This is a genomic window from Pseudomonas sp. UYIF39 (assembly GCF_029963765.1).
GTDB lineage: Bacteria > Pseudomonadota > Gammaproteobacteria > Pseudomonadales > Pseudomonadaceae > Aquipseudomonas.
Map to the genome: position 1 here is coordinate 205,434 of NZ_JALBYU010000006.1, position 23,872 is coordinate 229,305.

Below are 23,872 nucleotides of genomic sequence, written 5' to 3' on the forward strand. Positions count from 1 at the left end.
CATGCCTAGGCCAACCTCTCTGACCGGTCGCAGCCTGGTCGCCGGCGCCGCACAAGGCGCCCTGCTGTTTGCCGATGTCGGGCTGAGTTTCTGGGGCGGGGTCGAGCCGTATAGTGGCGAGGTCATCGACCGTCACCACCCGCTCAGCGGCGAATACCTGGCCGGCCGCGTGCTGGCGATTCCCAGTGGCCGCGGCTCGTGCACCGGCAGCAGTGTGCTGATGGAACTGATCAGCAATGGTCATGCGCCCTCCGCACTGGTGCTGGCCGAACCCGATGAGATCCTGACCCTGGGCGTGCTCGTGGCACAGACCATTTTCGAGCGTTCCCTGCCGGTGCTGTGCATCGGCAGGGAGGCCTTCGCCGCCTTGCGCGGCAAGGCCTTTGCTCGGGTCGAAGAGTCAACGGTGACTCTGTTCGAACACCTGCCGGGCGATGCCTGGCAGGCACTCGACAGTCCGTTGCCGACAGCAGAAAAAAGCACCGCTATCGAACTCACCGAACATGATCAGGCGCTGCTCGACGGCGAGCACGGCAAGGCGGCCCAAGTGGCGATGCAAATCGTCTTGCGCATGGCGGAACTGCAAGGCGCCCGGCACCTGGTGGATGTCACCCAGGCGCACATCGACGGCTGCATTTATACCGGACCTGCTAGCCTGCGCTTTGCTGAACAACTGGTGCAGTGGGGAGCAAACGTGCGGGTGCCGACCACCCTCAATTCGATTTCCGTCGACCAGCGTCGTTGGCGTGAGTTGGGCATTGATCCGGCACTCGGCGTGCCAGCCAGTGCTTTGGGCGATGCGTACATGGCGATGGGCGCACAGCTGAGTTTTACCTGCGCGCCCTACCTGCTCGACAGCGCGCCGAAGGCCGGCGAGCAAATCGTCTGGGCCGAATCCAATGCGGTGGTGTATGCCAACAGCGTGCTCGGCGCACGCACCCTGAAATACCCGGACTACCTGGATATCTGCATCGCCCTGACCGGCCGCGCGCCCCTGATCGGTTGCCATCTGGACGCGCAACGTAAAGCGAGACTGCAAATCGAATTGCCGGTTTTGCGCGAGCTGGACGATGCCTTCTACCCCCTGCTCGGTTACCACATCGGTGCTTTGGCCGGCAGCCGGATTCCGCTGGTGTTGGGGCTAGAACAGAGCAAGCCAAGCCTGGACGATTTGAAAGCCTTCGGTGCCGCTTTCGCCACCACCTCCGCCGCGCCGCTGTTTCATATCGCCGGGGTGACCCCGGAGGCACTCGACCCGACGCAGGTGCTGGAGGCGGATGCCCCTGTGCCGGTGGAAAAAATCTGCCTGAAGGATTTGCTGCTCAGCTGGCGCGAACTCAACAGTGCCCGCGACAACCGGGTAGATGTGGTCTCGCTGGGCAACCCGCATTTCTCCCTCAGCGAATTCGCGCATCTGGCGCGGCTGTGTCGGGGTCGGCATAAACATCCCGAGGTGGTGCTCGCCATCACCTGCGGTCGCGCGGTGCTGGAACAGGCGCGTGAGGCTGGACATATCGCGGTGATCGAAGCCTTCGGCGCCACCTTGGTCACCGATACCTGCTGGTGCATGCTCGGTGAGCCGGTGATCCCGCTGGCCGCCAAAACCTTGATGACCAACTCAGGCAAGTACGCCCATTACGCACCCGGCCTGGTGGGCCGCAAGGTGCACTTCGCCAACCTCGCCGAATGTGTCGACGCCGCTTGCAGCGCCACGGCCAGCGGTCGTTTGCCGGCCTGGCTGCAATCGGCCGCCTCTCTGGAGAGCCAAGCGCATGTTTGATTACACCTTCCAATGGCGCGCAACCCTGCGCGCCCTGCCGGACATGCTCGCCGGCGCCTGGGTCACCTTCGAGACCGCCGCGCTGTCGATGATCTTCGGCGTGCTGATCGCCCTGGCCCTGACGGTGATGCGCGAAACCAAACAACCGTTGTTGCGCGGCATCGGCAACGGCTGGGTGTCGATCGCCCGCAACACCCCGTCGCTGTTCCAGATCTACGTCCTCTACTTCGGCCTGGGCTCGCTCGACTTGCATGTCAGTTCATGGTTCGCGCTGCTGGCCGGGATCACCTTTAACAACGCCGGCTACCTGGCGGAAAACTTTCGCGGCGGCCTCAAGGCTGTACCGGGCACGCAAGTGCGCGCTGCGCGTTCGCTGGGCATGAGTGCCTTTCAGGCTTACCGGATGATCATCGTCCCGCAGCTACTGCGGATCGTGTTCTACCCGTTGAGTAACCAGATGGTCTGGGCGGTGCTGATGACGTCGCTGGGGGTGATCGTCGGGCTGAACAATGACCTCACCGGCGTGACCCAGGATTACAACGTCAAGACGTTCCGTACCTTCGAATACTTCGCCATCGCCGCGGCGCTGTATTACCTGATTGCCAAGGCGATCGTCGCCGTCGCCCGGCTGATGGCCTGGCGACTGTTCCGCTACTGAGGAGGTGAGCATGTTGACCACCAGTTTTTCCTGGAATGACCTGTTGTTCTTGCTTGATGGCGCCTGGGTCACTCTGAAACTCACGTTCTGGTCGATCATCCTCGGCTCTTTCGCCGGGCTGTGTTTCGGCTTGCTGCGGGCGCTGTTGCCGCGCGCCAGCCTGCCACTGGCCTGGGTGCTGGACGTGTTTCGCAGCGTGCCGTTGCTGATCCAGTTTGTGTTGTTCAACTCGCTGAAAAGCATCGTCGGCTTGAACATCAGCGCCTTCAGCGTCGGCTGCATTGTGCTCGGGGTCTACGCCGCCGCGTACTTCACCGAGATCGTGCGCAGCGGCGTGCTGTCGGTGCCGTTCACCGTGCGCCGGGCCAGTCGTTCCCTGGGGCTGAGTTTCCTGCAGGACCTGCGCTGGATTGTCCTGCCGATGGCCACACGGGTGGCTTTCCCCGGCTGGCTGAACCTGGTGCTCAGCGTGATGAAAGACACCGCGCTGGTGATGTGGATCGGCATCGTCGAACTGCTGCGCGCTTCGCAAACCATCGTGACCCGCATTCAGGAACCGCTGCTGGTGCTGTGCATCGCGGGCCTCATCTACTACGTCATGAGCCTGGTGGTCGCTCGCCTCGGCGCTCGTCTGGAAAGAAGGTGGCAAGAAAATGATTGAGATCGACAACGTACACAAATCCTTCGGCGACCTCGAAGTGGTCAAGGGCGTGAACCTGACGGTGAACAAGGGCGAGGTGGTGTCGATCATCGGCGGCTCCGGCTCGGGCAAATCGACCCTGCTGATGTGCATCAACGGCCTGGAGCCGATCCAGAAAGGCAACATCCGCGTCGACGGTGTCGAGGTCCATCACAGCGCCACGGACCTCAACCGCCTGCGACAGAAGATCGGCATCGTCTTCCAGCAATGGAACGCGTTCCCGCACCTGACCGTGCTGGAAAACGTGATGCTGGCGCCGCGCAAAGTGCTGGGCAAGAGCAAGGCCGAAGCCGAGGAATTGGCCGTTAAGCAACTGACTCACGTCGGTCTGGGCGACAAGCTCAAAGCCTTTCCCGGCAAGCTTTCCGGCGGCCAGCAGCAGCGCATGGCCATCGCACGCGCCCTGGCCATGTCGCCGGACTACATGCTGTTCGACGAAGCCACTTCGGCCCTCGATCCGCAGCTGGTGGGCGAGGTGCTCGACACCATGCGCATGCTCGCCGAAGACGGCATGACCATGGTCTTGGTGACTCATGAAATCCGCTTCGCCCGCGATGTGTCCGACCGTGTGGCGTTCTTTCGCAATGGCCTGGTGCACGAGATCGGCTCGCCTGATCAAGTTATTGGCAACCCGGTGCATGCGGAAACCGCGGCCTTCCTGAAATCGGTGAAATAACTAATGGCCCCATCGCGAGCAAGCTCGCTCCCACATTGGCCCGGTGAACACCCCAAACTCTGTGGGAGCGAGCTTGCTCCGGGCGGCGTTCCGACGATGAGGCCCTAACAGACAAAACAAGGAGCAAACCATGCGCTCATCAAAAGTCATCCATGTAGTCAGCTGCCACGCCGAAGGCGAAGTCGGCGACGTGATCGTCGGCGGTGTCGCACCACCACCTGGGGCCACCGTGTGGGAACAGTCGCGCTGGATTGCCAAGGATCAAACCCTGCGCAACTTCGTGCTTAACGAACCTCGCGGTGGCGTGTTCCGTCACGTCAACCTGCTGGTGCCGGCCAAGGATCCTCGGGCGCAGATGGCCTGGATCATCATGGAACCGGCCGACACGCCGCCAATGTCCGGTTCCAACTCGCTGTGCGTGGCCACCGTGTTGCTCGACAGCGGCATCCTGCCGATGACCGAACCGCAAACCCGGCTGGTGCTCGAAGCGCCAGGCGGGTTGATCGAGGCGGTGGCTGAGTGCCGGGACGGCAAGGTCGAACGGGTGGAAATAAAAAACGTGCCCTCCTTCGCTGACCGCCTCGACGCCTGGATCGAAGTCGAAGGCCTCGGCTCATTGCAGGTCGACACCGCGTACGGCGGCGACAGTTTTGTGATCGCCGATGCCAAGCGCCTGGGCTTTTCCATTCGTCCTGATGAAGCGGCCGAACTGGTCGAGGTCGGGCTGAAAATCACCCGCGCGGCCAATGAACAACTGGGCTTCGTCCATCCGCTGAACCCCGAGTGGTCGCATATTTCCTTCTGCCAGATCGCTGCGCCCATCGTCGTTGAAAATGGCATCGCTACCGGCGCCAATGCGGTGGTGATTCAACCCGGCAAGATCGACCGTTCGCCCACCGGCACCGGCTGCTCGGCGCGTATGGCGGTGCTGCAGGCCAAGGGCTTGATGCAGGTCGGCGAGCGTTTTATCGGCCGTTCGATCATCGGTTCCGAGTTCCATTGCCGCATTGATTCGCTGACGGAAGTGGCCGGACGTCCGGCGATCTACCCGTGTATTTCCGGCCGGGCCTGGATCACCGGCACCCACCAATTGTTGCTCGATCCGAGTGATCCGTGGCCCCAAGGCTATCGACTGTCCGACACCTGGCCTGGGGCCTGAGCACAGCCTTACAAACCCTCACCCAAATCTCTGACCAACGGCTAGCAAAAAAACCCTCGTAACTGAAAAAAGCGCTGGCCGAGCCTTTTCACTTGCAATATCGTATACGAAATACAATTAACGAACCGGAGGCAACAATGAGCAAGCGCATTAACTGGAGTGGCGTCTTCCCCGCGGTGACCACTCAATTCAACGATGACTTCACCATTAACCTGGAAAAAACTCACCAGGTGATTTCCAACGTGATCCGTGACGGCGTGTCGGGCCTGGTGGTGTGCGGTTCGGTGGGGGAAAACACCTCGCTGACCGCCGAAGAAAAAATCGCCGTGACTGAAGTCGCGGTCGACGCTTCCCGCGGCCGCGTGCCGGTGATCTGCGGTGTGGCCGAGTTCACCAGCGTGCAAGCGGCCAAGGTCGCCAATGCCGTGCGCCGGGTTGGTGTTGACGGGGTCATGCTGATGCCGGCGCTGGTTTACGGCTCCAAGCCGTTCGAGACCGCCGAGCACTACCGCTACGTGGCCAAGAATGCCGATGTCCCGCTGATGGTTTACAACAACCCGCCGATCTACAAAAACGACGTCACCCCGGACATCCTGATTTCCCTGGCCGACTGCGACAACGTGGTGTGCTTCAAGGATTCCTCCGGCGACACCCGTCGTTTCATCGACGTACGCAATGAAGTGGGCGACCGTTTTGTGCTGTTCGCCGGCCTTGATGACGTGGTGCTGGAAAGCATCGCAGTGGGGGCCGAAGGCTGGGTCTCGGGCATGTCCAACGTGTTCCCGAAAGAAGGCGAAACCATCTTCCGTCTGGCCAAGGCCGGTCGCTTCGCCGAAGCCATGCCGATCTACGAATGGCTGATGCCGATCCTGCACCTCGACGCCCGTGCCGACCTGGTGCAGTGCATCAAGCTGTGCGAAGCCATCGCCGGTCGCGGCAGCGCCCTGACCCGTCCGCCACGCCTGGCCCTGCCGGAAGCCGATCGGGTTTTCGTCGAGCGGATCATGGCCAAGGCCCTCGCCAACCGTCCGGAACTGCCGGACGTCGGTCTCTGAGTGATTGCCGGGCGGGTCCTTGAGGACCCGGCCCGGCTGCCTGTCTTTGCTCCTCTACAGGAAACGTCAGCATGCCCAATCCTCACAGCACCGCCCGCGCAACCACGCCCTCGGGGCTCAAACGTGTCGTGGCCGCGGCCATGGCCGGCACGGTCGCGGAATGGTATGAATTCTTTCTCTATGGCACCGCCTCGGCACTGGTCTTCGGCCAGCTGTTCTTCCGCCAGACCGACAGCCCGATCGATGGCATCCTCGCCGCCTTCGCCCTGTATGCGGTCGGCTTTCTTGCACGCCCGCTGGGTGGCTTGGTGTTCGGTCACTACGGTGACAAATTCGGCCGCAAACGCCTGCTGCAATTGAGCCTGGTGGTGGTCGGCATCACCACGTTCCTGATGGGTTGTCTGCCCGGTTTCGACCAGATCGGCTACGCCGCGCCCGTGTTACTGGTGCTGCTGCGGCTGATCCAGGGTTTCGCCTTCGGTGGTGAATGGGGCGGTGCGATTCTGCTGGTGTCCGAACACTGTCCGGACAATCGCCGAGGCTTCTGGGCCAGCTGGCCGCAAGCCGGTGTCCCGGCCGGTAACCTGGTGGCGACCGTTGCGTTGCTGCTGTTGTCGTCGAACCTGTCGGAGGCGCAATTCCTCGCGTGGGGCTGGCGTGTCGCGTTCTGGTTCTCGGCGGTGGTGGTGCTGATCGGCTACTGGATTCGCACCAGCGTCGATGACGCGCCGATCTTCAAGGAAGCCCAGGCCCGTCAAGCGCAAAACAAGCAACAACAGCTGGGTGTGGTCGAAGTGCTGCGTCATCACTGGCGTGCGGTGTTGGTCGGTATCGGCGCGCGGTTTGCCGAGAACATCCTTTACTACACCGTCGTGACCTTTTCGATTACCTACCTGAAGCTGGTGGTGCACAAGGACACCTCAGAGATTCTGTTTCTGATGTTCGGCGCGCACCTGCTGCATTTCTTCATGATCCCGCTGATGGGTTATCTGTCCGACCTGGTCGGGCGCAAACCGGTGTACCTGACAGGTGCGATCCTCACCGCATTCTGGGGTTTCATCGGCTTCCCGATGATGGACACCGGCAACAACTGGCTGATCATCGGCGCTATTACTCTGGGTCTGGCGATCGAGTCGATGACCTACGCGCCCTACTCGGCGCTGATGGCCGAAATGTTCCCGACCCACGTGCGCTACACCGCGTTGTCCCTGTGCTACCAGGTGGCACCGATTTTCGCCGGCTCATTGGCGCCGCTGATTGCCCTCACCCTGCTCAACAAGTACCACAGCTCGACACCGATCGCCTGGTACCTGGTCGGCGCCGCGCTGATCTCTATCGTCGCCGTCGGCCTGACCCGGGAAACCCGTGGCAAGTCGCTGCATCTGGTGGATAGCGAATCCGCCGCGCGGATCGCCGCGCTGGACACTGCTGAACCGGCTGCCACTCGCCGGGGCGATTCGTTGGCTTGAGCCCACCTTCCTGACAGGAGTTTTTCATGCCCCACATCATCGGCCACAACTACATCGGCGGTGCTCGCAGTGCCGCCGGCAACATCACCGTGCAAAGCCATGACGCCAGCACCGGTGAAGCGCTGCCCTACTCGTTCATGCAAGCCACCATCGAGGAAGTCGACGCCGCTGCCCAGGCAGCGGCTGCCGCCTACCCGGCCTTTCGCAACTTGCCGGCGAGCCGGCGTGCGGAGTTTCTCGAGGCCATCGCCGCGCAACTGGATGCCCTGGATGATGAGTTCGTTGCCCTGGTCACCCGCGAGACGGCGCTGCCGACCGGGCGCATTCAGGGTGAGCGCGGTCGCACCAGCGGCCAAATGCGGCTGTTCGCTCAGGTCCTGCGCCGTGGCGATTTCTATGGCGCGCGCATCGACCGCGCCTTGCCCGAGCGTCAGCCGCTGCCACGTGTGGATTTGCGCCAGTACCGGATCGGCGTCGGCCCGGTCGCGGTGTTCGGTGCGAGCAATTTCCCGCTGGCGCTCTCCACCGCCGGTGGCGACACCGCTGCTGCCCTGGCCGCCGGTTGCCCGGTGGTGTTCAAGGCCCACAGTGGGCATATGGCGACTGCCGAACTCGTGGCCGATGCAATCATCCGCGCCGCCGAGCAAACTGGCATGCCCGAGGGTGTGTTCAACATGATCTACGGCGCGGGTGTCGGCGAAGCGTTGGTCAAGCATCCGGCGATCCAGGCGGTCGGCTTCACCGGCTCGCTCAAGGGCGGTCGCGCCCTCTGCGACATGGCTGCCGCACGGCCTCAGCCGATTCCGGTGTTCGCCGAAATGAGCAGCATCAATCCGGTGCTGGTACTGCCCGAAGCCCTGCAACGTCGCGGCGAAAAAATCGCCAGTGAACTCGCCGCGTCAGTGGTGCTCGGCTGCGGCCAGTTCTGCACCAACCCCGGATTGGTGATCGGCATTCGCGCCCCTGAATTCAGCGCATTTATTGAATCGCTCAGCGCGGTAATGGCCGACCAGCCGGGGCAAACCATGCTCAACGCCGGCACGTTAACCAGCTACGCCAAGGGCGTGCAGGCGCTGCGGGTGCATCCGCACATCACCCACCTGGCCGGTCGCGAACAACAGGGCAAGCAGGCCCAACCGCAGCTGTTCAAGGCAGACGTGAGCGTGCTGCTCAACGGCGACCCGCTGCTGCAGGAAGAAGTCTTCGGCCCGACCACGGTGCTGGTAGAAGTGGCCGACAAGGCCGAACTGCAACGGGCGTTGCAGAGTTTGCACGGTCAACTTACGGCCACCCTGATTGCCGAAGCCGGGGACCTGCAAACCCATAGCGAACTGTTGCCGCTGCTTGAACAGAAAGTCGGCCGGGTACTGTTCAACGGCTACCCGACCGGCGTCGAAGTCTGTGATGCGATGGTGCATGGCGGGCCCTACCCGGCCACCTCCGATGCCCGTGGCACCTCGGTCGGCAGCCTGGCCATCGAGCGTTTTCTGCGTCCGGTGTGTTACCAGAACTGCCCGGATGTACTCTTGCCCGAGGCGCTGAAAAACGCCAATCCACTGGGCATCGCCCGTCTGGTCGACGGCAACAGTCATCGCGAACCGATTTAAAAACACTCAAATGTGCAGCGAAATCCTATGGGAGCGAGCTTGCTCCGGGCGGCGTTCCGACGATGAGGCCATCAGATTCAACATCTTCGTTGACTGACGTGACGCCATCGCGAGCAAGCTCCCACAGGTCCGGCTTTCACTCAGCCCAGCAGTGCCTTCAAGTCGTTGTATAAGGCTTCGGGTATCTGCACGCCCTCCACCAAACTGCGTGCTCGCGCCTCATAACGTCGTTGCGACGGCAAGCGTGCGCCCTGCCCTTGTATGCTTTGGAACATGACTTCGGCACGGGCCAGGTGCTGCTCAGTGGCCTCGCCGAGAAAGCGTCGCGGATCGAGGGCGATGATCAGCTCGCCGTGGTACGGCGACGACTTGCTGCCCGCGTCGTACGCCAACGATTCGGCACTGGTCAGGTCACCAATCAACGGCCCGGCGATCAACTCCACCATGGCGGCCAGCGCCGAGCCCTTGTGCCCACCGAACGTCAGCATCGCGCCGGCATCGAGTACCACGTTCGCATCGGTGCTCGGTTGCCCGTCTGCATCGACGCCCCAGCCTTCGGGGATCGCTTTGCCGGCACGCCTGTGCAACTCGATCTCGCCACGGGCAATCGCACTGGTGGCGAAGTCGAACACAAACGGATCCTTGCCCGAACGCGGCCAGCCAAACGCAATGGGATTGGTGCCGAACACCGGTTGACTGCCCCCCGCCGGCGCGACCCAGGCATGGCTGGGATTACACGCCAGCGCCACCAGGCCGGCACCGGTCAGTTGCTCGATCTCGACCCACAGCGCGGAAAAATGCACACAGCGATTGATCGCCAAGGCCGCAATCCCGTTTGCCCGGGTTTTCTCCTCCAGTAATGGCAGACCCGCCTGGAACGCCAACTGGGAGAAACCACCCGCCGCATCGACCCGCACGATCGAGGGGGCCTGGTCGATCACCCGTGGCTCGGCATCGGCCACCACCTTGCCGGCCCTGAGCGAATTCACGCACCCCAATACCCGATACAAACCGTGGGAAGCGCAGCCATCGCGCTCGCCGGCAATCACCGTGGCGGCAACCGCCTGAGCGTGGGCAAGGTTGAAACCGTTATGCAGCAAGATCGATTCGGCCAGCTCGCGAGCTTCGGCCAGGGACAGTCGTTTCATCATCAACTCCTTGGACAGACCGCCCAGACTGGCCCATTCCAGACACCACGGCTTGATCGCTTTAGGCTCGGTCGACGACGAATTCGGCATACCACCGCAACCCGACCATTCGTCGGCTGGACCTCATACCACCTCTTGACACCGATTGAGCTCTGCGCGAATATTATTTAAATCGCATACGATACGAACGTATACGACAGATAAATACCACCTATTGAAACGTTGAGGATTCATTCCATGAGCAAGATCGAAAAAGTACTGGTCACCGGCAAAACCCACACCACGTTCAGCGACGCGACCCGTGCCCACGGCAACCTCGACATCACCCTGTCGTCGCCAGGTGACGCAAAGCCGGCCCATGTGTTCGAAGCCACCCAAGCGCACCCGACCGCCGAGCAACTGTTCGCCGGTGCATGGTCGGCCTGCTACATCTCCGCCATCGAACACATAGCCAAGGCGAAAAAAGTGGTGCTGCCAGCCGATGTGTCCGTCGACATCGAGGTCGACCTGGGCCAGACCGGTCAGGCTTACTTCCTTCAGGCTCGATTCTTTGTCCGCTTGCCGGGCGTGGCACACGACGTCGCAACAGCGCTGGCGCACGCCGCACACGAACTCTGCCCTTACTCGAAAGCGACGCTGGGCAACATCGACGTAGCGGTGAACGTCCTGACGGCGTGAAGATCGCTTTAATCCATTAATTATATCGTATGCGATATAAGCGCATACGAAAACAGTAGAAACTTAGGAAATCATCATGAGCAAGATCGAAAAAGTACTGGTCACCGGCAAAACCCACACCACCGTCAGCAACACTGGCACTACCTCGCGCGGCCATGACGGCAGCCTCGACATCACCCTGTCGACGCCTGGAAATGCCAAGCCCGCCCACGTGTTCGCCGCCACCCAGCCGCACCCGACTGCCGAGCAATTGTTCGCCGGCGCCTGGTCGGCCTGCTACACCGCCGCCGTCGGGCTGGTGGCCGGTGAGATGAACGTGGTGCTGCCGTCGGATCTGTCCGTCGATATCGAAGTCGATCTGGGTCAGACCGGTCCGGCCTACTTCCTTCAGGCTCGATTGACCCTGCGTGTACCGGGTTTGTCGCACGATATCGCAACGACACTGGCACACACCGCCGATCAAATCTGCCCGTACTCGAAAGCGACGCGGGGTAACATTGACGTGGCCCTGAACGTCCTCACGGCTTGACGCACCGCGCGGCGTTGCTATCGATTGGAATGGTCGATACGCCATTTATATCGTATGCGCTTTAAGCGCATACGAATCACAGACCCAACAAAACGTTGAGGACTCAACCATGAACAAGATCGAAAAAGTCCTGGCCACAGGCAAAACCCACACGACCTTCAGCGACGGTGACAACTCTTCCCGCGGCCTCTCCATCCAGCTCTCGTCGCCTGGAAACCCTAGACTGGCACACGAGTTCGCAGCCATTGTGCCGCACCCAACGGCAGAGCAGTTTTTCGCCGGCGCATGGTCGGCCTGCTACACCGCTGCCGTCGAGCTGGCAGCGAAAAACATGAAGGTGACACTGCCGCCCAATCTGGCCATTGATATTGAAGTCGATCTGGGCCAAACCGGTCCGGCCTACTTCCTCCAGGCCCGGCTGACTCTTCGCGTGCCAGGCTTGACGCAAGACGTCGCGACGGAGCTGGCGCATGCCGCAGACCAAATCTGCCCGTACTCGAAGGCGACGCGAGGCAATATCGACGTGGTCATCAACGCCCTGACCGCATGATGCACCGTACGACCGGTTCGACTTTCGCCGTCGAACCGGTCGCCACCGTCAGTTAGAGTCGTTCCGACACAATCGCATACGAGGTATATTTCACTTTTTTGCGAGCCATCCGTCTTTGGCCAACGAGGATGCACATGAAATCCACCGACAACGCCGCCCCCGACAACCTGAAGCTTTCCGAATTCCTGTGTTTTGCCGTCTATTCCACCAACCTGGCCTTCGGCAAGGCTTACAAGCCGATACTCGAACAGCTTGGGCTGACCTATACGCAATACATCACCATCGTCGCGCTGTGGGAGGAAGACAATCAGACCGTCGGCAGCCTGGGCGAAAAGCTGTTTCTGGAATCGAACACCCTGACCCCGATCCTGAAGAAGCTGGAAGCGATGGGCTTTTTGCAAAGGCAGCGCGACCCCGAGGACGAGCGCCAGGTACGGATCAGCCTGACGAAGAACGGTCGACAGTTGCGCGAAAGCCAGCCGGAAATGGGCCTCGCCGACGCGACGGGCCTGACGCTCGACGAATTCACGACCATGCAGAAGGCGATCGTGAAGTTGCGCGGCAATCTGATCAAGTCGACGAAAGCCGGGGAATGAGCCCGGCCAGTCGATCTGGACATTTTCGTGCGCGAACTAGCGCACCGCCTCATCCCGCACCACCCCGCGCTCCTCCAGCAAGCGCACAAACATGGTCAGACTTTGCGACACCGTGCCCCGGCGCCACACCAGCCAGGTGCGCAAATAGCGGAACGATTCCGATAACGGCCAGACGCTCACAGTGGTGCATCCGGGCATGCTGTTGAGCATGCTGCGGGGCATCAGCGCCAGGCCTGCACCGGCGCTGACGCACGCCAGCATGCCGTGATAGGACTCCATTTCAAAAATCTTGCCGGGCACCGCCGCGTCCTTGGCGAACCAGCTTTCAAAGTGATGGCGGTAGGAGCAATTGGAGCGGAAGGCATAGATGTTTTCGCCATTAACATCCCGCGCACGATGGATGGGGGAATGGTTGAGCGGCGCGATCACCACCATCTCTTCCTCAAACGCCGGCACGCCTTCCAGTGCCGGGTGCAGCACCGGTCCATCGACAAACGCTGCCGCCAATCGTCCCGATAACACCCCGTCGATCATGGTCCCCGAAGGTCCGGTGGACAGATCCAGCTCAACCTTGGAGTGCTTCTGGTTGTACGCGGCCAGCAGCTCAGGGATACGCACCGCAGCGGTACTCTCCAGTGACCCCAGCGGAAACGAACCCTGCGGTTCTTCGCCCGCCACGGTGGCGCGGGCCTCCTGAACCAGGTCGAGAATGCGCCGGGCATAGTCGAGGAAACTCCAGCCGGCCGGCGACAAGCGCAAACGGCTCTTCTCGCGGATAAACAGGTCCACGCCCAGATCCAGCTCCAGCTGTTTGATCCGCGTCGTCAGGTTCGACGGCACCCGGTGGATGTGCTGAGCCGCCGCGCTGATGCTGCCGTGTTCGGCGACGGCTTTGAAAATTTCCAGCTGAACCAGATCCAAGTCATTCTCCAAACGTGAACGATATGCTCAGTATTATTCAGTTTCCAGAAAACAAACGCCACCGTAACCTGAGCGCATCCCCACCTCGCAGGACGGTGCCATGACCCAAGTCTCCAGCCTCACCCATGCCATTTCGATCAATCCCGCCACCGGCGAGCAGATCGGCCACTACCCTTTCGAATCCGCATCGGTACTGGATGCCGCCCTGTCCCGCGCCGCTGCCGGGTTTCGCGTCTGGCGCAACAAACCGGTTGATCAACGCTCGCCGTTGTTGATCGCCTTGGCTCAGGCATTGCGCGACAACGCCGCCGCGATGGCGAACATGATCACCCTGGAAATGGGCAAGCCGATCACTCAGGCGCGCGGCGAAATCGAAAAGTGCGCGCAGCTCTGCGAGTGGTACGCCGAACACGGCCCGGCGATGTTGAGCGCTGAACCGACGCTGGTTGAAGGCGGCAAGGCTCGCATTGAATATCGCCCGCTCGGCCCGATTCTCGCGGTAATGCCGTGGAACTTCCCGATCTGGCAGGTCCTGCGCGGCGCCGTTCCAGCGTTGATCGCCGGCAACACCTACGTGCTCAAACATGCGCCCAACGTGATGGGCAGTGCCTATCTGTTGCGGGAGGCCTTCAAGCAAGCCGACTTCCCCGAAGGTGTCTTCGAGGTTATCAATGTCACGCCGGACGGCGTCTCCACCGCAATCGCCGATCCACGCATCGCGGCAGTCACCCTCACCGGCAGCGTGCGAGCCGGTATGGCCATCGGCGCTCAAGCCGGTGCGGCATTGAAGAAGTGCGTGCTGGAACTGGGCGGCTCCGATCCCTTCATCGTGCTCAACGATGCCGATCTCGACGAAGCGGTCAAAGCCGCCGTGATTGGCCGATATCAGAACACCGGGCAAGTTTGCGCGGCGGCCAAACGCTTCATCGTCGAGCAAGGCATCGTCGAGGAATTCACGCGCAAGTTCGTCGAAGCCACGCAAAAACTGGTGGTCGGTGATCCACTGGCCGCCAACACCTACATCGGTCCGATGGCCCGCTTTGATCTGCGTGATGAACTGGATCAACAGGTGCGCGACACCCTGGAAGAAGGCGCGACGTTGCTGATGGGCGGCAAGAAGGCTGAAGGCCCTGGCAATTTTTATGAGCCCACGGTCTTCGGTGATGTCACCGACCAGATGACCTCGTTCAAACAGGAGCTGTTCGGCCCGGTGGCCTCGATCATCACGGCGCGCGATGCGGCGCATGCACTGGAACTGGCGAATGACAGTGAGTTCGGCCTCGCCTCAACCATTTACACACGCAACGTCGAGCTTGCCGAACAGATGGCCGGAGAATTGGAAACCGGTGGTGTGTTCATCAATGGTTATTGCGCCTCCGATCCGCGTGTCACCTTCGGCGGCGTGAAGAAAAGCGGGTTTGGCCGTGAGCTCTCGCATTTTGGCGTGCGCGAATTCTGCAATGCCCAGACGGTGTGGCTGGATCGGCGCTGATTGCATAACGATGCCCGGGAGCTTTTTGGCTCCCGGGCTCACGCGCTATTCGTTCAGGTAATACAGCTTGTTCACAATCATCCAGCGGTAATTGATGTTTAGTAGCGACAGGTAATCGGTAAATCGCATGCCGAGATATTCATCAGTAACTTTTACCGCGGCGGCATCGCCCGTGACATCGACGCTGAGTACTTCCCAAAACGGTTTGACCTCTTTGGCTGCCGGCCCCTCCGCCTTGATCGCGCTGATAAATTCCTCCAGGGATGCCCATTCAAGCTTTTCTTCGTAATGGCCAATGATGCGGCAAGAAGGATGAAAGGCCTGTCGCAGCAAGGCTTCATCAGCGAACACCATGCCTTCTACATAATTGCGGACCACCACGTTGATGTGTTCTTTAGCCAGCAGTTGAGTCGTCATGTCATACCTCCAGCGTTCTCACCATCGCACCGCCGGATCAGGTTGTTCGATCATCCATCCCACCCTGAAAGTCTAGCACCGCGTACTTAACAGTCCCGGACGACGACTATGATGATGGGGGTCACTTGCCTTTCGAGGAGCTGAGAGATGTCGCTGACTCTTTACTACCATCCGCTGTCGTCGTTCTGCCACAAAGTGCTCATCGCGCTCTACGAAAACGCTGTCGAATTCGAGAAGCGGATCATCGATCTCGCCAACGATGCAGACAGAGCAGAACTGCAAGCGCTGTGGCCGCTCGGCAAGTTCCCGGTCATCCGCGACCACGCTGGCCAGCGCAACGTGGCAGAGACCACGATCATCATCGAATACCTGGACCGATTTTATGCCGGTGAACATCCACTCGTTCCCAGCGATTGGGACACCGCGCTGGAGGTCCGTCTGTGGGACCGTGTCTGCGACCACTATCTACAGGCGCCGCTGCAACAGATTGTGCTTGATCGCCTACGCGGCGCTCACGGCGATTTGAGCAGAGAACGTTCCACACTGCAGACGACGTACGGCATGCTCGACCACCAATTGGCCTCCAGAATCTGGCTCGCCAGTGCAGATTTCAGCCTGGCCGATTGCGCCGCGGCCCCGGCACTTTTCTATGCCAGTACGCTCGAGCCGTTTCCCAACGACTACGGTCACTTGAAAGCCTATTTCGAAAGGTTGATGAACAGACCGTCCGTCCAGCGGGTCATCGACGAAGCCAGGCCCTGGTTTTCGTTTTATCCGTTTGCGGAGGCCATCCCGGAGCGGTTTCGCCAGACGCCGGACAACACCTGACAGGCCTCGAAAGCTCGCCTACCCCACCACGTCGATCAACTGCTCGCGCTGCGCCCCCGTCAGCATCGGACCGAAACCGGCACCGGCGTTTTCCGCCATGTAACGCGGGTTGCCAGTGCCGGGGATGACGCAGGTCACCGCCGAATGCGTCAACAGGAACTTGAGCGCCAGTTGCGCCCAGCTATTGACCCTCACATCCGCAGCCCAGCGCGGTAACGGTTTGTCCTTCAAGCGGGCGAGCAAATCGCCGCCGCCGAAGGGCCGATTGCAGATCACCGCCACGCCTCGCTCGCGACACAGCGGCAGGATGCGTTTCTCGACGCCGCGATCGTCCAGGGCATAGTTGATCTGCAAAAAGTCCAACGGTTCGGCCTTGAGTACCGCTTCCACCTCGTCATACGCCGACGCCGTGTAATGGGTGATGCCGATGTAGCGGATGCGCCCTTCTTCCTTCCATTTACGCAGCGTGGGCAAATGGGTTTTCCAGTCCAGCAAGTTGTGAATCTGCATCAGGTCGATCTGGTCGGTCTGCAGCAGTTTGAAGGACTGTTCCATCTGCGCGATGCCTTCTTCGCGGCCACGGGTCCACACCTTGGTGGCCAGAAAGGCTGGCGAGCGCGGTTCATGAATCGACAGCAATTCACCGGTCGTCAGTTCGGCGCGACCGTACATCGGCGAACTGTCGATCACCTTCCCGCCCTTCTCGAACAACGCGCGCAGCACAGCAGGCAGCTGCTTGTAGGCGGGGCTTGAAGGCTCGACATCAAAACCGCGATACGTGCCCAGCCCAACGATCGGTAAGAGTTCGGCGCTGGATGGAATGGCCCGGGTCAGCATGTTCTTGCCTCCTGTTTCGGTCGACGGCGTGGATGCTGCAAATGCCGGATCGAAGGTGAAAACCGCCGAAACACCGGCCGCCAGCGTGAGTATTTTTCGACGCGTGTACCCATCAGTGTGGCTCATGGAATTGTCCGCGATCGGTCTACTACACTCTGACAGCGATCAAGCGATAGCTGTCTTCAGGCCAGAGCCGTCAATGCCGCCCACTAAAGTTAGCCGAATGCCACGAATCCTGGGGTCAATAGTCGTCATCGTCGCCGTTGTGTATCTGGCGCTGTGCGCTGCGCTGTTTGTGTTCCAGCGCGCCCTCATCTACTTCCCGCAACCCCGCGCTGTCGGCACCTCGGAAACGCTGCTCACGCTGTCCGTCGACGACGCGCAGGTGCTGGTATCCGTCAGGCCGCACGAGGGGCCGAACGCGTTGATCTATTTCGGTGGAAATGCCGAGGACGTCTCCCGGAGCCTGCCTTCGTTTTCTGCAGCCTTTGCCGATCACGCCCTCTACTTGCTGCACTACCGAGGCTACGGTGGCAGTTCCGGGTCGCCCTCCGAGGAGATGATCTCGCGCGACGCCATGACCTTGTTTGACCTGGTCTACGCCACCCATCCACACATTACGGTGGTCGGTCGCAGCCTGGGCTCGGGCGTCGCCGTGCGCCTCGCCAGCCAACGTCCGGCGGCGCGTCTGGTGCTGATCACGCCTTACAACAGTGTTGAAGAACTCGCCGCCCGGCAGTTCCCCATCTTCCCCGTGAAGTGGTTGCTCAAGGACACCTTTGAATCCTGGAAGTACGCCGCCCACATCACGGTGCCGACGCTCTTGATCGCAGCGGAGCACGACGAAGTGATACCGCGCTCCAGCACCGAGCGGCTATTCACGCATTTCGCCGATGGGGTGGCGTCGCTGAAGGTCATACCGGGTACGGGGCACAACTCAATATCCGAGAGCCCCGAGTACCTCAAGGTGTTGGGCGATGGTTTGTAAGTGGCGGTGCCCGCCACGCCGAGAAGACAAATGCTTCTGCGAAGTGCGCGTCTCGCGACTTAGCGCAGCGATCGGAACGCCGCGCGAAGTTCCTCGGTAAAAAGTTGTGGCTGTTCCCAAGCCGCGAAGTGGCCGCCCTTGTCGGCCTGGTGAAAGTAGATCAGGTTGCGATAGGCGCGCCGGGCCCATGTTTCTGGCGGGCAGTAGACATCCTCTGGAAACACCGTAACGGCCACCGGCAACGAAATCTCGGTGGTCTTCTGTGCGGCCGAAGACAGAGGGCTTCGCCCCATATTTTCCCAATAGAGCCTGGCTGCCGAGGCGGCGCTATTCGTCAGCCAGTAGAGCGTGATGTCATCCAGCACTTCATCCTTTGTCGGCGACTGTTGGGGGTCGGCGCCGTATGTCCAACGGGCAAAGCCTGGATGCACGAGCATGAGCGCGGCGAGGAAGGCCGGTGAATCCGTCGCGCCGTAACCGATCATCTGCGGCCGCGCGGCCATCATCGTGCTGTACGCCAGGTTTCCCTGTTTGACTAGCGTGGCGACGGCGTCGTAGGTCGCGCGTTCCTTCTCGGAAAATCCCTCCGGTGCCGGTCCGCCGACAGCGAGCGCCGCGCTCGCTTCCGCCGGTATCGTGGCGGGCAGGTTAAGGTGAATGCCGCGCAACCCGGCCGGCGCCTGGCGCGCCATCGCGCTGGTAATGGGCGCGCCCCAGTCGCCACCCTGGGCCACGTAATGGCTGTACTCGAGGCGCTGCATCAGCTGGGCCCAGACCCGCGCGATGTGGTCCGGATCCCAACCGATACCACTCGGTTTGCCGGAGAAGCCGTAGCCAGGAATGGACGGAATTACCACATCGAAGGCATCTGCCGCATTGCCCCCGTGGGCGGGCGGATCGGTGAGCGGACCGACGACCTTGATGAACTCGAACACCGAGCCTGGCCAACCATGGGTCATGATCATCGGCAGCGCGTTCGGGTGGGGGGAACGCACCCAGATAAAGTGGATCTCGACCCCGTCGAGGGTGGTCACGTACTGCGCCAGATTATTGAGCTGCGCCTCGGCCTTGCGCCAGTCGTAGTCCGTGCCCCAGTAGCGAACCAGCGCCTGTAGTTGTTCCAGCTGTGCGCCCTGTGATCGATCGGAAACCGTCTCTTTGTCCGGCCAGCGGGTCGCGGCGATACGGTTGCGCAGATCGGTGAGGTCCTTGTCCGCAACATTGACGTGGAAGGGTTGAATGGCCTGGGGATTGGCGGCGGGAGCGGCGCTGGCGAGGGCCGAGACGCAAAGCGCGAGGGTCGCTAAAGCGACCGCGAATAGGTGCTTCATCTTCATTACCTCAGTTGAGGGTCACGATGAGTGATGAGTTTGCGCTTATCGGTCACCGAAGACGCTTTACCAGCCGGTCAGAGAAAGCATTGGGCACGTAAGCCAAATCGCAAGGGCGAAACCTAAGTTTCACCCTTGCGATGCCTTGCCCAAATTGCGTAACCGGTCCGGCTCAGACCAGGTTGATTTCGACGTTGATGTTGCCCCGCGTCGCTTTGGAATACGGACACAGCTTGTGCCCTTCATCCACCAGCGCCCGGGCCGTTTCGCGATCCATCCCTGGCAGGCTGATGTTGAGGCGAGCCTGCAGAAGGTAACCGCCTGTGTTGGTGCCCAGGTCAACTTCGGCGTCAATGGCCAGGTCAGGCGGGAGCGTGACCTTCATTTTGCCGGCAGCGACCTGCATCGCACCGATGAAGCAGGCTGACCACCCGGTGGCGAACAACTGCTCCGGATTGGTGCCGTCGCCCTTGGTGCCAGGGGACGAAAGCTTGACTTCGAGACGTCCATCATCACTGCGTGATGCGCCGTCCCGCCCACCCGTGGTGTGGACTTTGGCGGTGTACAGTACTTTTTCGATCTGGGTCATGATGATCTCCTGATTGAAAATGCTGGATTAAAAAGATTGCCCTCCGTGAGCGTATTGACCAGTCCTTTTTGCTCGATGAATTCGCCATCCGTCAGGGCGCTTGCATCACCTGCAGCGGACTGGATCTTTCAATATAGATGGCGGTGGGCGACTTCGAACTATGAATAAGCACCAATCACCCACTTCACTTTTTCCAGCGCCTCACGCAGTGCGCCCATCTCCGCCGACCCCAGCGCCAAGCGAATCGCATGCGGTACATGAGCAGAAGTCGCAAAAGGCTCAGCGGTTGAAACCGCCACTTTTTCACGCAGCAGCGCCGCGACGATCTGATCAGCCCTTGCATCTTCAGACAAAGGCAGCCAAAGAAAATAGGACGCCGGGTGGCGAATACACGGAAGGCCCGCCAGCACTTCTACGGCCATGGTTTGTCTGGCCTGCGCATCCTGACGTTTTTCAGCTTCCAGTTGCATGACGGTGCCATCGTCGAGCCACGTGCTCGCGATCGCCGTCAGCACGCCGGGGGTATTCCAGGTGGTCGCCCTGATCGTTCGCTCAAGCGCGGGCACTTTTTCGGCCGGGGCGGCGACGAAACCTACGCGCAGCCCAGTGGCCACACTCTTGGAGAGCCCTGAAACGTAAACGGTTCGCTCGGGTGCGAGTTGCGCTATCGGTGCAGGCGGATCCTCGGCAAGGAAGGCATACGCGGCGTCCTCGATGATGAGCAAGTCATGCCTGCGCGCAATTGTCACCAGCGAATCGCGCTGACCGGAACTCATCACCCATCCCAGCGGATTGTGCAGCGTCGGCATCGAGTACACCGCCCGCACGCGGCGACTCCGGCACAGACTGTCCAGCGCCTCCAGATCAGGCCCTTGTTCGGTCACGGGAATGGGCACGATTTCAAGGTGCAAGGCTTCGGCCAGCACGATGAATCCTGAATAGGTCAGCGCATCCGCTGCTATCACATCACCGGGTTGCAGCAGCGCCATCATCGTCACGGCCAGCCCATGCTGAGCACCACTGACCATTAACACTTGCTCGGCATCCACTGTCAGCCCTCGGGCGAGCAAATGCCGCGCCACCGAGGCGCGCTCATGCAGGCGCCCGGCGTGTGGCTGGTAGCGCAACAAGGATTCCAGATCACCGCCGGAGGCGAGCTGGCGCAGTGCATTTCGCAAGAGTTCTGCCTGCCCTGGCAGCGAGGGATAGTTGAAGTTGAGGTCGGTCATGCCCACGGCAACTTTTTTCTGGTCGATACCCAAACCCGGCGGCAACGACGTCTCCCGCACGAACGTGCCGCGCCCCGTCTCGCCGCTGACCAGACCCATGGCTTCGAGCTCAGCGTAGACCCGACTGGCGGTCACCAGCGCCAGCCCTTCGGTTGCCGCCAGTTGGCGATGCGTCGGCAAGCGCGTGCCCGGCAACAATCGGCCTGACCGGATGTCAGCCGCAAAAGCATCCACTAATGACTTGTACCGTGAGCGAGGCATGTCGAGATGTATCCATGACAATTTTTTGATTGTAGTGATCGTCGATCATACGATGGATCTCTGCAAATTCAGAGTGCCCTCAAATGGAACGGACCCTGCAAAACCCAATGACGGAAAAGACCGCGAGCGGATGGCTCAACGGATTTATCGGCGTGCTGATTTTCAGCGGCTCGCTGCCGGCGACACGGTTGGCCGTGCTGGAATTCGACCCGGTTTTCCTGACCGTTGCCCGAGCGACGATTGCCGGGCTCCTGGCGCTTTGCATGCTGGTGCTGTTTAAAGAACAACGTCCCGCCAAGCGTCAGCTTCTACCCTTGGCGATCGTGGCAATGGGCGTTGTAGTAGGGTTTCCGCTATTGACGGCGCTGGCGCTGCAGTACGTGACGTCGGCGCATTCCATCGTCTTCGTTGGCCTGTTGCCGCTTGCTACAGCGGTGTTCGGCGTGCTGCGCGGCGGGGAGCGTCCACGGCCGGTGTTCTGGTTCTTCTCGGTACTGGGCAGCGCGTTGGTCGTGGGATTTGCCGTCTCGCAAGGCCTGACCGCTTCCCCGACCGGCGACATGCTCATGCTGCTGGCCATCCTCGCCTGCGGGCTGGGGTATGCAGAAGGCGCAAAGCTTTCAAGAACACTGGGAGGCTGGCAGGTCATCTCGTGGGCATTGCTGCTGTCGCTGCCCGTTATGATCCCGTTGACCTGGTTCATGGCCCCTGCTTCGTTCTCGGGAATCACCCCATCCGCGTGGCTCAGCCTGGCGTACGTATCGATCTTCAGCATGCTGATCGGTTTCGTATTCTGGTACCGAGGGCTGGCCCAAGGGGGGATTGCCGCCGTCGGCCAGCTGCAACTGCTGCAGCCGTTTTTTGGCTTGGCGCTGGCGGCCACGCTGCTTCACGAGCACGTCAGCATCGGCATGCTGGGGGTTACCGTCGCGGTGATCCTTTGCGTGGCCGGGGCGAGGAAGTTTTCGAAGTAAGCGGGCGCGACAAGCGTTGCTGCCAGTTCCCGGCATGGGTGCGCTGACATTCTTCTTCAGAATCGAACTGCACATGGGCCGATACCGGGCTGACGGGAACATCCGCTTCGTTTAACGCATTGGCGGTCAACTCGACCATGCGCTCGCCCTGCCCACTGGCCAGCGCCTGTTCCTTATTGGCCTGCGTATCGAAGACCCAGATGACCCGCAGACTGGAGGGAAATAGGTCGTAATCGATCTCGTGGGTCAGCCAGCAGAACCCGACGATTTCCACTTTGGCCGTCTCACACGCCTCGGTCAGGGTGGCAATCAGACGACGCTCGATGTGCGCCTGATCGCGTTTGCTTAACGGCATGGGTGAATCCTTGTGACGGGTAAAAAGAACCCATCATACGACACCTCCATGTCCTCTTTGGCAGACGCACTGCGCCCAGCGCAAATATGTCTATTTGGCCCGTGAACCATGTGTTGAAGCGCCAGTCTTAGCGGAGCTAAGAAACCCACTTGCCCGCTCAGAGCTGTCTATCCATGCGCCAAACCCTCCTGTCCGTTCGCGTTGCCTCGCTCTGTTTCATTCCTCTGTTTTCCCTGTTCGCCAACCCCGCCCATGCCGGTGCCGAAAGGCAGTTGGTGGAAGCCATCAACGACTACCGCGCTCACCCCGATCGCTGCTCGGGGCGCGCGGGTCGAGCGTTATCGCCGCTGGCATTGAAATCGAACCTGGCCTTGCCGATCGGCTATGGCGGCGGTGTGCGCGATCGATTGAAAGCGTCCGGCTATCAGGCGGTGAGCGTGCGCACTATTCGTGTGGTCGGTGCGCAGGATGCCGATGAGGCCTTCGACATGCTCCAGAGCGATTACTGCGGGGCGTTGCTCGATACCCAATATGCCGACATTGGCGTCAGTCGCGCCCGGAGTGAGTGGCAGGTGGTGCTGGCGCAGCCTGTGCTTGACAGTCGCATAGGTGATTCGCGAGCCGTCAGCAAAGCATTACTGGCACAGGTCAATGTGGCCCGCTCAAAGTCGCGCCTCTGCGGTCGTCAGCGCTTCGCTGCCGCACGGCCATTGGCCTGGAATGCAGCCTTGGGCGCTGCGGCGCAAGGACACAGCAAAGCGATGGCCTACGGCAACTACTTCGCCCACCAGGACCCCGACGGTGAAATGCCCGCAGACCGGGCCAGAGCAGCTGGTTTCCGTGGCCGGCAGATCGGCGAGAACATCGCTGCCGGCCAGGGCTCACCGAGCAAGGCCATGTCGGGCTGGCTGGCCAGCCCCGGGCATTGCGCCAACCTGATGAACCCGGTGTTTACCCAGGTGGGTGCGGCCTATGCGGCGGACGCGCGCAGTGATGAGGGGGTTTATTGGACGATGTTGTTTGGCGCGCAGTAAGTGATTGAGAG

At 61.1% G+C, this 23,872-nt stretch carries 25 protein-coding genes; 17 read left to right on the top strand and 8 right to left on the bottom strand.

What is annotated here, in order from left to right:
• Position 1 precedes the first annotated feature (1 nt).
• The 8 genes from MO767_RS10735 (at position 2) to MO767_RS10770 (ending at position 9,104) form a co-directional block, all read left to right on the top strand.
• Positions 2-1,780 carry an aconitase family protein gene (locus tag MO767_RS10735; protein WP_282480445.1) on the top strand — a complete coding sequence of 593 codons (1,779 nt, stop codon included), beginning with the start codon at positions 2-4 and terminating at the stop codon, positions 1,778-1,780.
• Positions 1,773-2,438, top strand: coding sequence for an amino acid ABC transporter permease (locus tag MO767_RS10740; protein WP_008157202.1), 666 nt, complete (start codon positions 1,773-1,775; stop codon positions 2,436-2,438). Before MO767_RS10735 ends, MO767_RS10740 begins: the two co-directional genes overlap by 8 nt.
• Before the next feature lie 10 nt (positions 2,439-2,448).
• The gene (locus tag MO767_RS10745) at positions 2,449-3,099 is read left to right on the top strand and encodes an amino acid ABC transporter permease (RefSeq protein ID WP_282480446.1); all 651 of its coding nucleotides are present in this window, start codon (positions 2,449-2,451) and stop codon (positions 3,097-3,099) included.
• Positions 3,092-3,814: an amino acid ABC transporter ATP-binding protein gene (locus tag MO767_RS10750; protein ID WP_129445004.1), complete on the top strand. Its 723-nt coding sequence runs from the start codon at positions 3,092-3,094 to the stop codon at positions 3,812-3,814. The genes MO767_RS10745 and MO767_RS10750 overlap by 8 nt, the downstream gene beginning before the upstream one ends.
• A 130-nt stretch (positions 3,815-3,944) precedes the next feature.
• Positions 3,945-4,973, top strand: coding sequence for a proline racemase family protein (locus MO767_RS10755; RefSeq protein ID WP_282480447.1), 1,029 nt, complete (start codon positions 3,945-3,947; stop codon positions 4,971-4,973).
• Between the two features lie 137 nt (positions 4,974-5,110).
• On the top strand, positions 5,111-6,028 hold the full coding sequence (locus tag MO767_RS10760) for a dihydrodipicolinate synthase family protein (RefSeq protein ID WP_282480448.1): 918 nt from the start codon (positions 5,111-5,113) through the stop codon (positions 6,026-6,028).
• 71 nt (positions 6,029-6,099) lie between these two features.
• Positions 6,100-7,497: a fosfomycin efflux MFS transporter AbaF gene (gene abaF, locus MO767_RS10765; RefSeq protein ID WP_282480449.1), complete on the top strand. Its 1,398-nt coding sequence runs from the start codon at positions 6,100-6,102 to the stop codon at positions 7,495-7,497.
• 26 nt (positions 7,498-7,523) lie between these two features.
• On the top strand, positions 7,524-9,104 hold the full coding sequence (locus MO767_RS10770) for an aldehyde dehydrogenase (NADP(+)) (protein ID WP_282480450.1): 1,581 nt from the start codon (positions 7,524-7,526) through the stop codon (positions 9,102-9,104).
• A 140-nt stretch (positions 9,105-9,244) separates the two neighbouring features.
• Here the strand turns inward: MO767_RS10770 and MO767_RS10775 are convergent, their stop codons facing one another.
• A complete protein-coding gene (locus MO767_RS10775) occupies positions 9,245-10,252 on the bottom strand; it encodes an Ldh family oxidoreductase (protein WP_282480530.1) in 1,008 nt (335 codons plus the stop codon).
• A 237-nt stretch (positions 10,253-10,489) separates the two neighbouring features.
• Here MO767_RS10775 and MO767_RS10780 point away from each other — a divergent pair, with 237 nt between their 5' ends.
• The 4 genes from MO767_RS10780 (at position 10,490) to MO767_RS10795 (ending at position 12,605) form a co-directional block, all read left to right on the top strand.
• On the top strand, positions 10,490-10,930 hold the full coding sequence (locus tag MO767_RS10780; protein WP_282480451.1) for an Ohr family peroxiredoxin: 441 nt from the start codon (positions 10,490-10,492) through the stop codon (positions 10,928-10,930).
• Between the two features lie 76 nt (positions 10,931-11,006).
• Positions 11,007-11,459 carry an Ohr family peroxiredoxin gene (locus MO767_RS10785; RefSeq protein ID WP_282480452.1) on the top strand — a complete coding sequence of 151 codons (453 nt, stop codon included), beginning with the start codon at positions 11,007-11,009 and terminating at the stop codon, positions 11,457-11,459.
• A 109-nt stretch (positions 11,460-11,568) separates the two neighbouring features.
• Entirely contained in the window at positions 11,569-12,009 is a 441-nt protein-coding gene (locus MO767_RS10790) for an Ohr family peroxiredoxin (RefSeq protein ID WP_056745304.1), read from the top strand.
• Between the two features lie 134 nt (positions 12,010-12,143).
• Positions 12,144-12,605, top strand: a complete 462-nt coding sequence (locus tag MO767_RS10795; protein WP_282480453.1) for a MarR family transcriptional regulator — start codon at positions 12,144-12,146, stop codon at positions 12,603-12,605.
• Positions 12,606-12,641: 36 nt separating this feature from the next.
• Here MO767_RS10795 and MO767_RS10800 read toward each other — a convergent pair whose 3' ends face one another.
• Positions 12,642-13,526, bottom strand: coding sequence for a LysR family transcriptional regulator (locus MO767_RS10800; protein ID WP_282480454.1), 885 nt, complete (start codon positions 13,524-13,526; stop codon positions 12,642-12,644).
• 100 nt (positions 13,527-13,626) lie between these two features.
• On the opposite strand from MO767_RS10800, the gene MO767_RS10805 reads away from it, so the two are divergent.
• A complete protein-coding gene (locus MO767_RS10805) occupies positions 13,627-15,018 on the top strand; it encodes an aldehyde dehydrogenase family protein (RefSeq protein WP_282480455.1) in 1,392 nt (463 codons plus the stop codon).
• A gap of 45 nt (positions 15,019-15,063) precedes the next feature.
• Here the strand turns inward: MO767_RS10805 and MO767_RS10810 are convergent, their stop codons facing one another.
• Entirely contained in the window at positions 15,064-15,435 is a 372-nt protein-coding gene (locus tag MO767_RS10810) for a nuclear transport factor 2 family protein (RefSeq protein WP_178082689.1), read from the bottom strand.
• A 147-nt stretch (positions 15,436-15,582) separates the two neighbouring features.
• On the opposite strand from MO767_RS10810, the gene MO767_RS10815 reads away from it, so the two are divergent.
• Positions 15,583-16,263 (top strand): glutathione S-transferase family protein, encoded by a 681-nt coding sequence (locus tag MO767_RS10815; protein WP_282480456.1) that lies wholly within the window; start codon positions 15,583-15,585, stop codon positions 16,261-16,263.
• An 18-nt stretch (positions 16,264-16,281) separates the two neighbouring features.
• On the opposite strand, the gene MO767_RS10820 is transcribed toward MO767_RS10815, so the two are convergent.
• The gene (locus MO767_RS10820) at positions 16,282-17,226 is read right to left on the bottom strand and encodes an aldo/keto reductase (RefSeq protein WP_282480457.1); all 945 of its coding nucleotides are present in this window, start codon (positions 17,224-17,226) and stop codon (positions 16,282-16,284) included.
• Positions 17,227-17,299: 73 nt separating this feature from the next.
• Between MO767_RS10820 and MO767_RS10825 the strand changes: the two genes are divergently transcribed.
• Positions 17,300-18,088, top strand: a complete 789-nt coding sequence (locus MO767_RS10825; RefSeq protein WP_282480458.1) for an alpha/beta fold hydrolase — start codon at positions 17,300-17,302, stop codon at positions 18,086-18,088.
• Positions 18,089-18,147: 59 nt separating this feature from the next.
• On the opposite strand, the gene MO767_RS10830 is transcribed toward MO767_RS10825, so the two are convergent.
• The 3 genes from MO767_RS10830 to MO767_RS10840 form a co-directional block, all read right to left on the bottom strand.
• Positions 18,148-19,419, bottom strand: a complete 1,272-nt coding sequence (locus MO767_RS10830; RefSeq protein WP_282480459.1) for an epoxide hydrolase family protein — start codon at positions 19,417-19,419, stop codon at positions 18,148-18,150.
• A gap of 172 nt (positions 19,420-19,591) precedes the next feature.
• Positions 19,592-20,008: an organic hydroperoxide resistance protein gene (locus MO767_RS10835; RefSeq protein WP_282480460.1), complete on the bottom strand. Its 417-nt coding sequence runs from the start codon at positions 20,006-20,008 to the stop codon at positions 19,592-19,594.
• Positions 20,009-20,166: 158 nt separating this feature from the next.
• Positions 20,167-21,498 carry a PLP-dependent aminotransferase family protein gene (locus tag MO767_RS10840; protein ID WP_282480461.1) on the bottom strand — a complete coding sequence of 444 codons (1,332 nt, stop codon included), beginning with the start codon at positions 21,496-21,498 and terminating at the stop codon, positions 20,167-20,169.
• An 83-nt stretch (positions 21,499-21,581) separates the two neighbouring features.
• On the opposite strand from MO767_RS10840, the gene MO767_RS10845 reads away from it, so the two are divergent.
• Positions 21,582-22,472: a DMT family transporter gene (locus MO767_RS10845; RefSeq protein WP_282480462.1), complete on the top strand. Its 891-nt coding sequence runs from the start codon at positions 21,582-21,584 to the stop codon at positions 22,470-22,472.
• On the opposite strand, the gene MO767_RS10850 is transcribed toward MO767_RS10845, so the two are convergent.
• On the bottom strand, positions 22,420-22,827 hold the full coding sequence (locus MO767_RS10850) for a hypothetical protein (protein ID WP_282480463.1): 408 nt from the start codon (positions 22,825-22,827) through the stop codon (positions 22,420-22,422). The two genes, MO767_RS10845 and MO767_RS10850, sit on opposite strands and share 53 nt — an antisense overlap.
• 173 nt (positions 22,828-23,000) lie before the next feature.
• Between MO767_RS10850 and MO767_RS10855 the strand changes: the two genes are divergently transcribed.
• Positions 23,001-23,861, top strand: coding sequence for a CAP domain-containing protein (locus tag MO767_RS10855; RefSeq protein WP_282480464.1), 861 nt, complete (start codon positions 23,001-23,003; stop codon positions 23,859-23,861).
• The last annotated feature ends 11 nt before the right edge of the window (positions 23,862-23,872 follow it).

Coding starts and splice junctions, on each gene's coding strand:
- MO767_RS10735 (WP_282480445.1), top strand. CDS start 2: ATGCCTAGGCCAACCTCTCTGACCGGTCGCAGCCTGGTCGCCGGCGCC.
- MO767_RS10740 (WP_008157202.1), top strand. CDS start 1,773: ATGTTTGATTACACCTTCCAATGGCGCGCAACCCTGCGCGCCCTGCCG.
- MO767_RS10745 (WP_282480446.1), top strand. CDS start 2,449: ATGTTGACCACCAGTTTTTCCTGGAATGACCTGTTGTTCTTGCTTGAT.
- MO767_RS10750 (WP_129445004.1), top strand. CDS start 3,092: ATGATTGAGATCGACAACGTACACAAATCCTTCGGCGACCTCGAAGTG.
- MO767_RS10755 (WP_282480447.1), top strand. CDS start 3,945: ATGCGCTCATCAAAAGTCATCCATGTAGTCAGCTGCCACGCCGAAGGC.
- MO767_RS10760 (WP_282480448.1), top strand. CDS start 5,111: ATGAGCAAGCGCATTAACTGGAGTGGCGTCTTCCCCGCGGTGACCACT.
- abaF (WP_282480449.1), top strand. CDS start 6,100: ATGCCCAATCCTCACAGCACCGCCCGCGCAACCACGCCCTCGGGGCTC.
- MO767_RS10770 (WP_282480450.1), top strand. CDS start 7,524: ATGCCCCACATCATCGGCCACAACTACATCGGCGGTGCTCGCAGTGCC.
- MO767_RS10775 (WP_282480530.1), bottom strand. CDS start 10,252: ATGAAACGACTGTCCCTGGCCGAAGCTCGCGAGCTGGCCGAATCGATC.
- MO767_RS10780 (WP_282480451.1), top strand. CDS start 10,490: ATGAGCAAGATCGAAAAAGTACTGGTCACCGGCAAAACCCACACCACG.
- MO767_RS10785 (WP_282480452.1), top strand. CDS start 11,007: ATGAGCAAGATCGAAAAAGTACTGGTCACCGGCAAAACCCACACCACC.
- MO767_RS10790 (WP_056745304.1), top strand. CDS start 11,569: ATGAACAAGATCGAAAAAGTCCTGGCCACAGGCAAAACCCACACGACC.
- MO767_RS10795 (WP_282480453.1), top strand. CDS start 12,144: ATGAAATCCACCGACAACGCCGCCCCCGACAACCTGAAGCTTTCCGAA.
- MO767_RS10805 (WP_282480455.1), top strand. CDS start 13,627: ATGACCCAAGTCTCCAGCCTCACCCATGCCATTTCGATCAATCCCGCC.
- MO767_RS10810 (WP_178082689.1), bottom strand. CDS start 15,435: ATGACGACTCAACTGCTGGCTAAAGAACACATCAACGTGGTGGTCCGC.
- MO767_RS10815 (WP_282480456.1), top strand. CDS start 15,583: ATGTCGCTGACTCTTTACTACCATCCGCTGTCGTCGTTCTGCCACAAA.
- MO767_RS10820 (WP_282480457.1), bottom strand. CDS start 17,226: ATGAGCCACACTGATGGGTACACGCGTCGAAAAATACTCACGCTGGCG.
- MO767_RS10825 (WP_282480458.1), top strand. CDS start 17,300: ATGCCGCCCACTAAAGTTAGCCGAATGCCACGAATCCTGGGGTCAATA.
- MO767_RS10830 (WP_282480459.1), bottom strand. CDS start 19,419: ATGAAGCACCTATTCGCGGTCGCTTTAGCGACCCTCGCGCTTTGCGTC.
- MO767_RS10835 (WP_282480460.1), bottom strand. CDS start 20,008: ATGACCCAGATCGAAAAAGTACTGTACACCGCCAAAGTCCACACCACG.
- MO767_RS10840 (WP_282480461.1), bottom strand. CDS start 21,498: ATGCCTCGCTCACGGTACAAGTCATTAGTGGATGCTTTTGCGGCTGAC.
- MO767_RS10845 (WP_282480462.1), top strand. CDS start 21,582: ATGGAACGGACCCTGCAAAACCCAATGACGGAAAAGACCGCGAGCGGA.
- MO767_RS10850 (WP_282480463.1), bottom strand. CDS start 22,827: ATGCCGTTAAGCAAACGCGATCAGGCGCACATCGAGCGTCGTCTGATT.
- MO767_RS10855 (WP_282480464.1), top strand. CDS start 23,001: ATGCGCCAAACCCTCCTGTCCGTTCGCGTTGCCTCGCTCTGTTTCATT.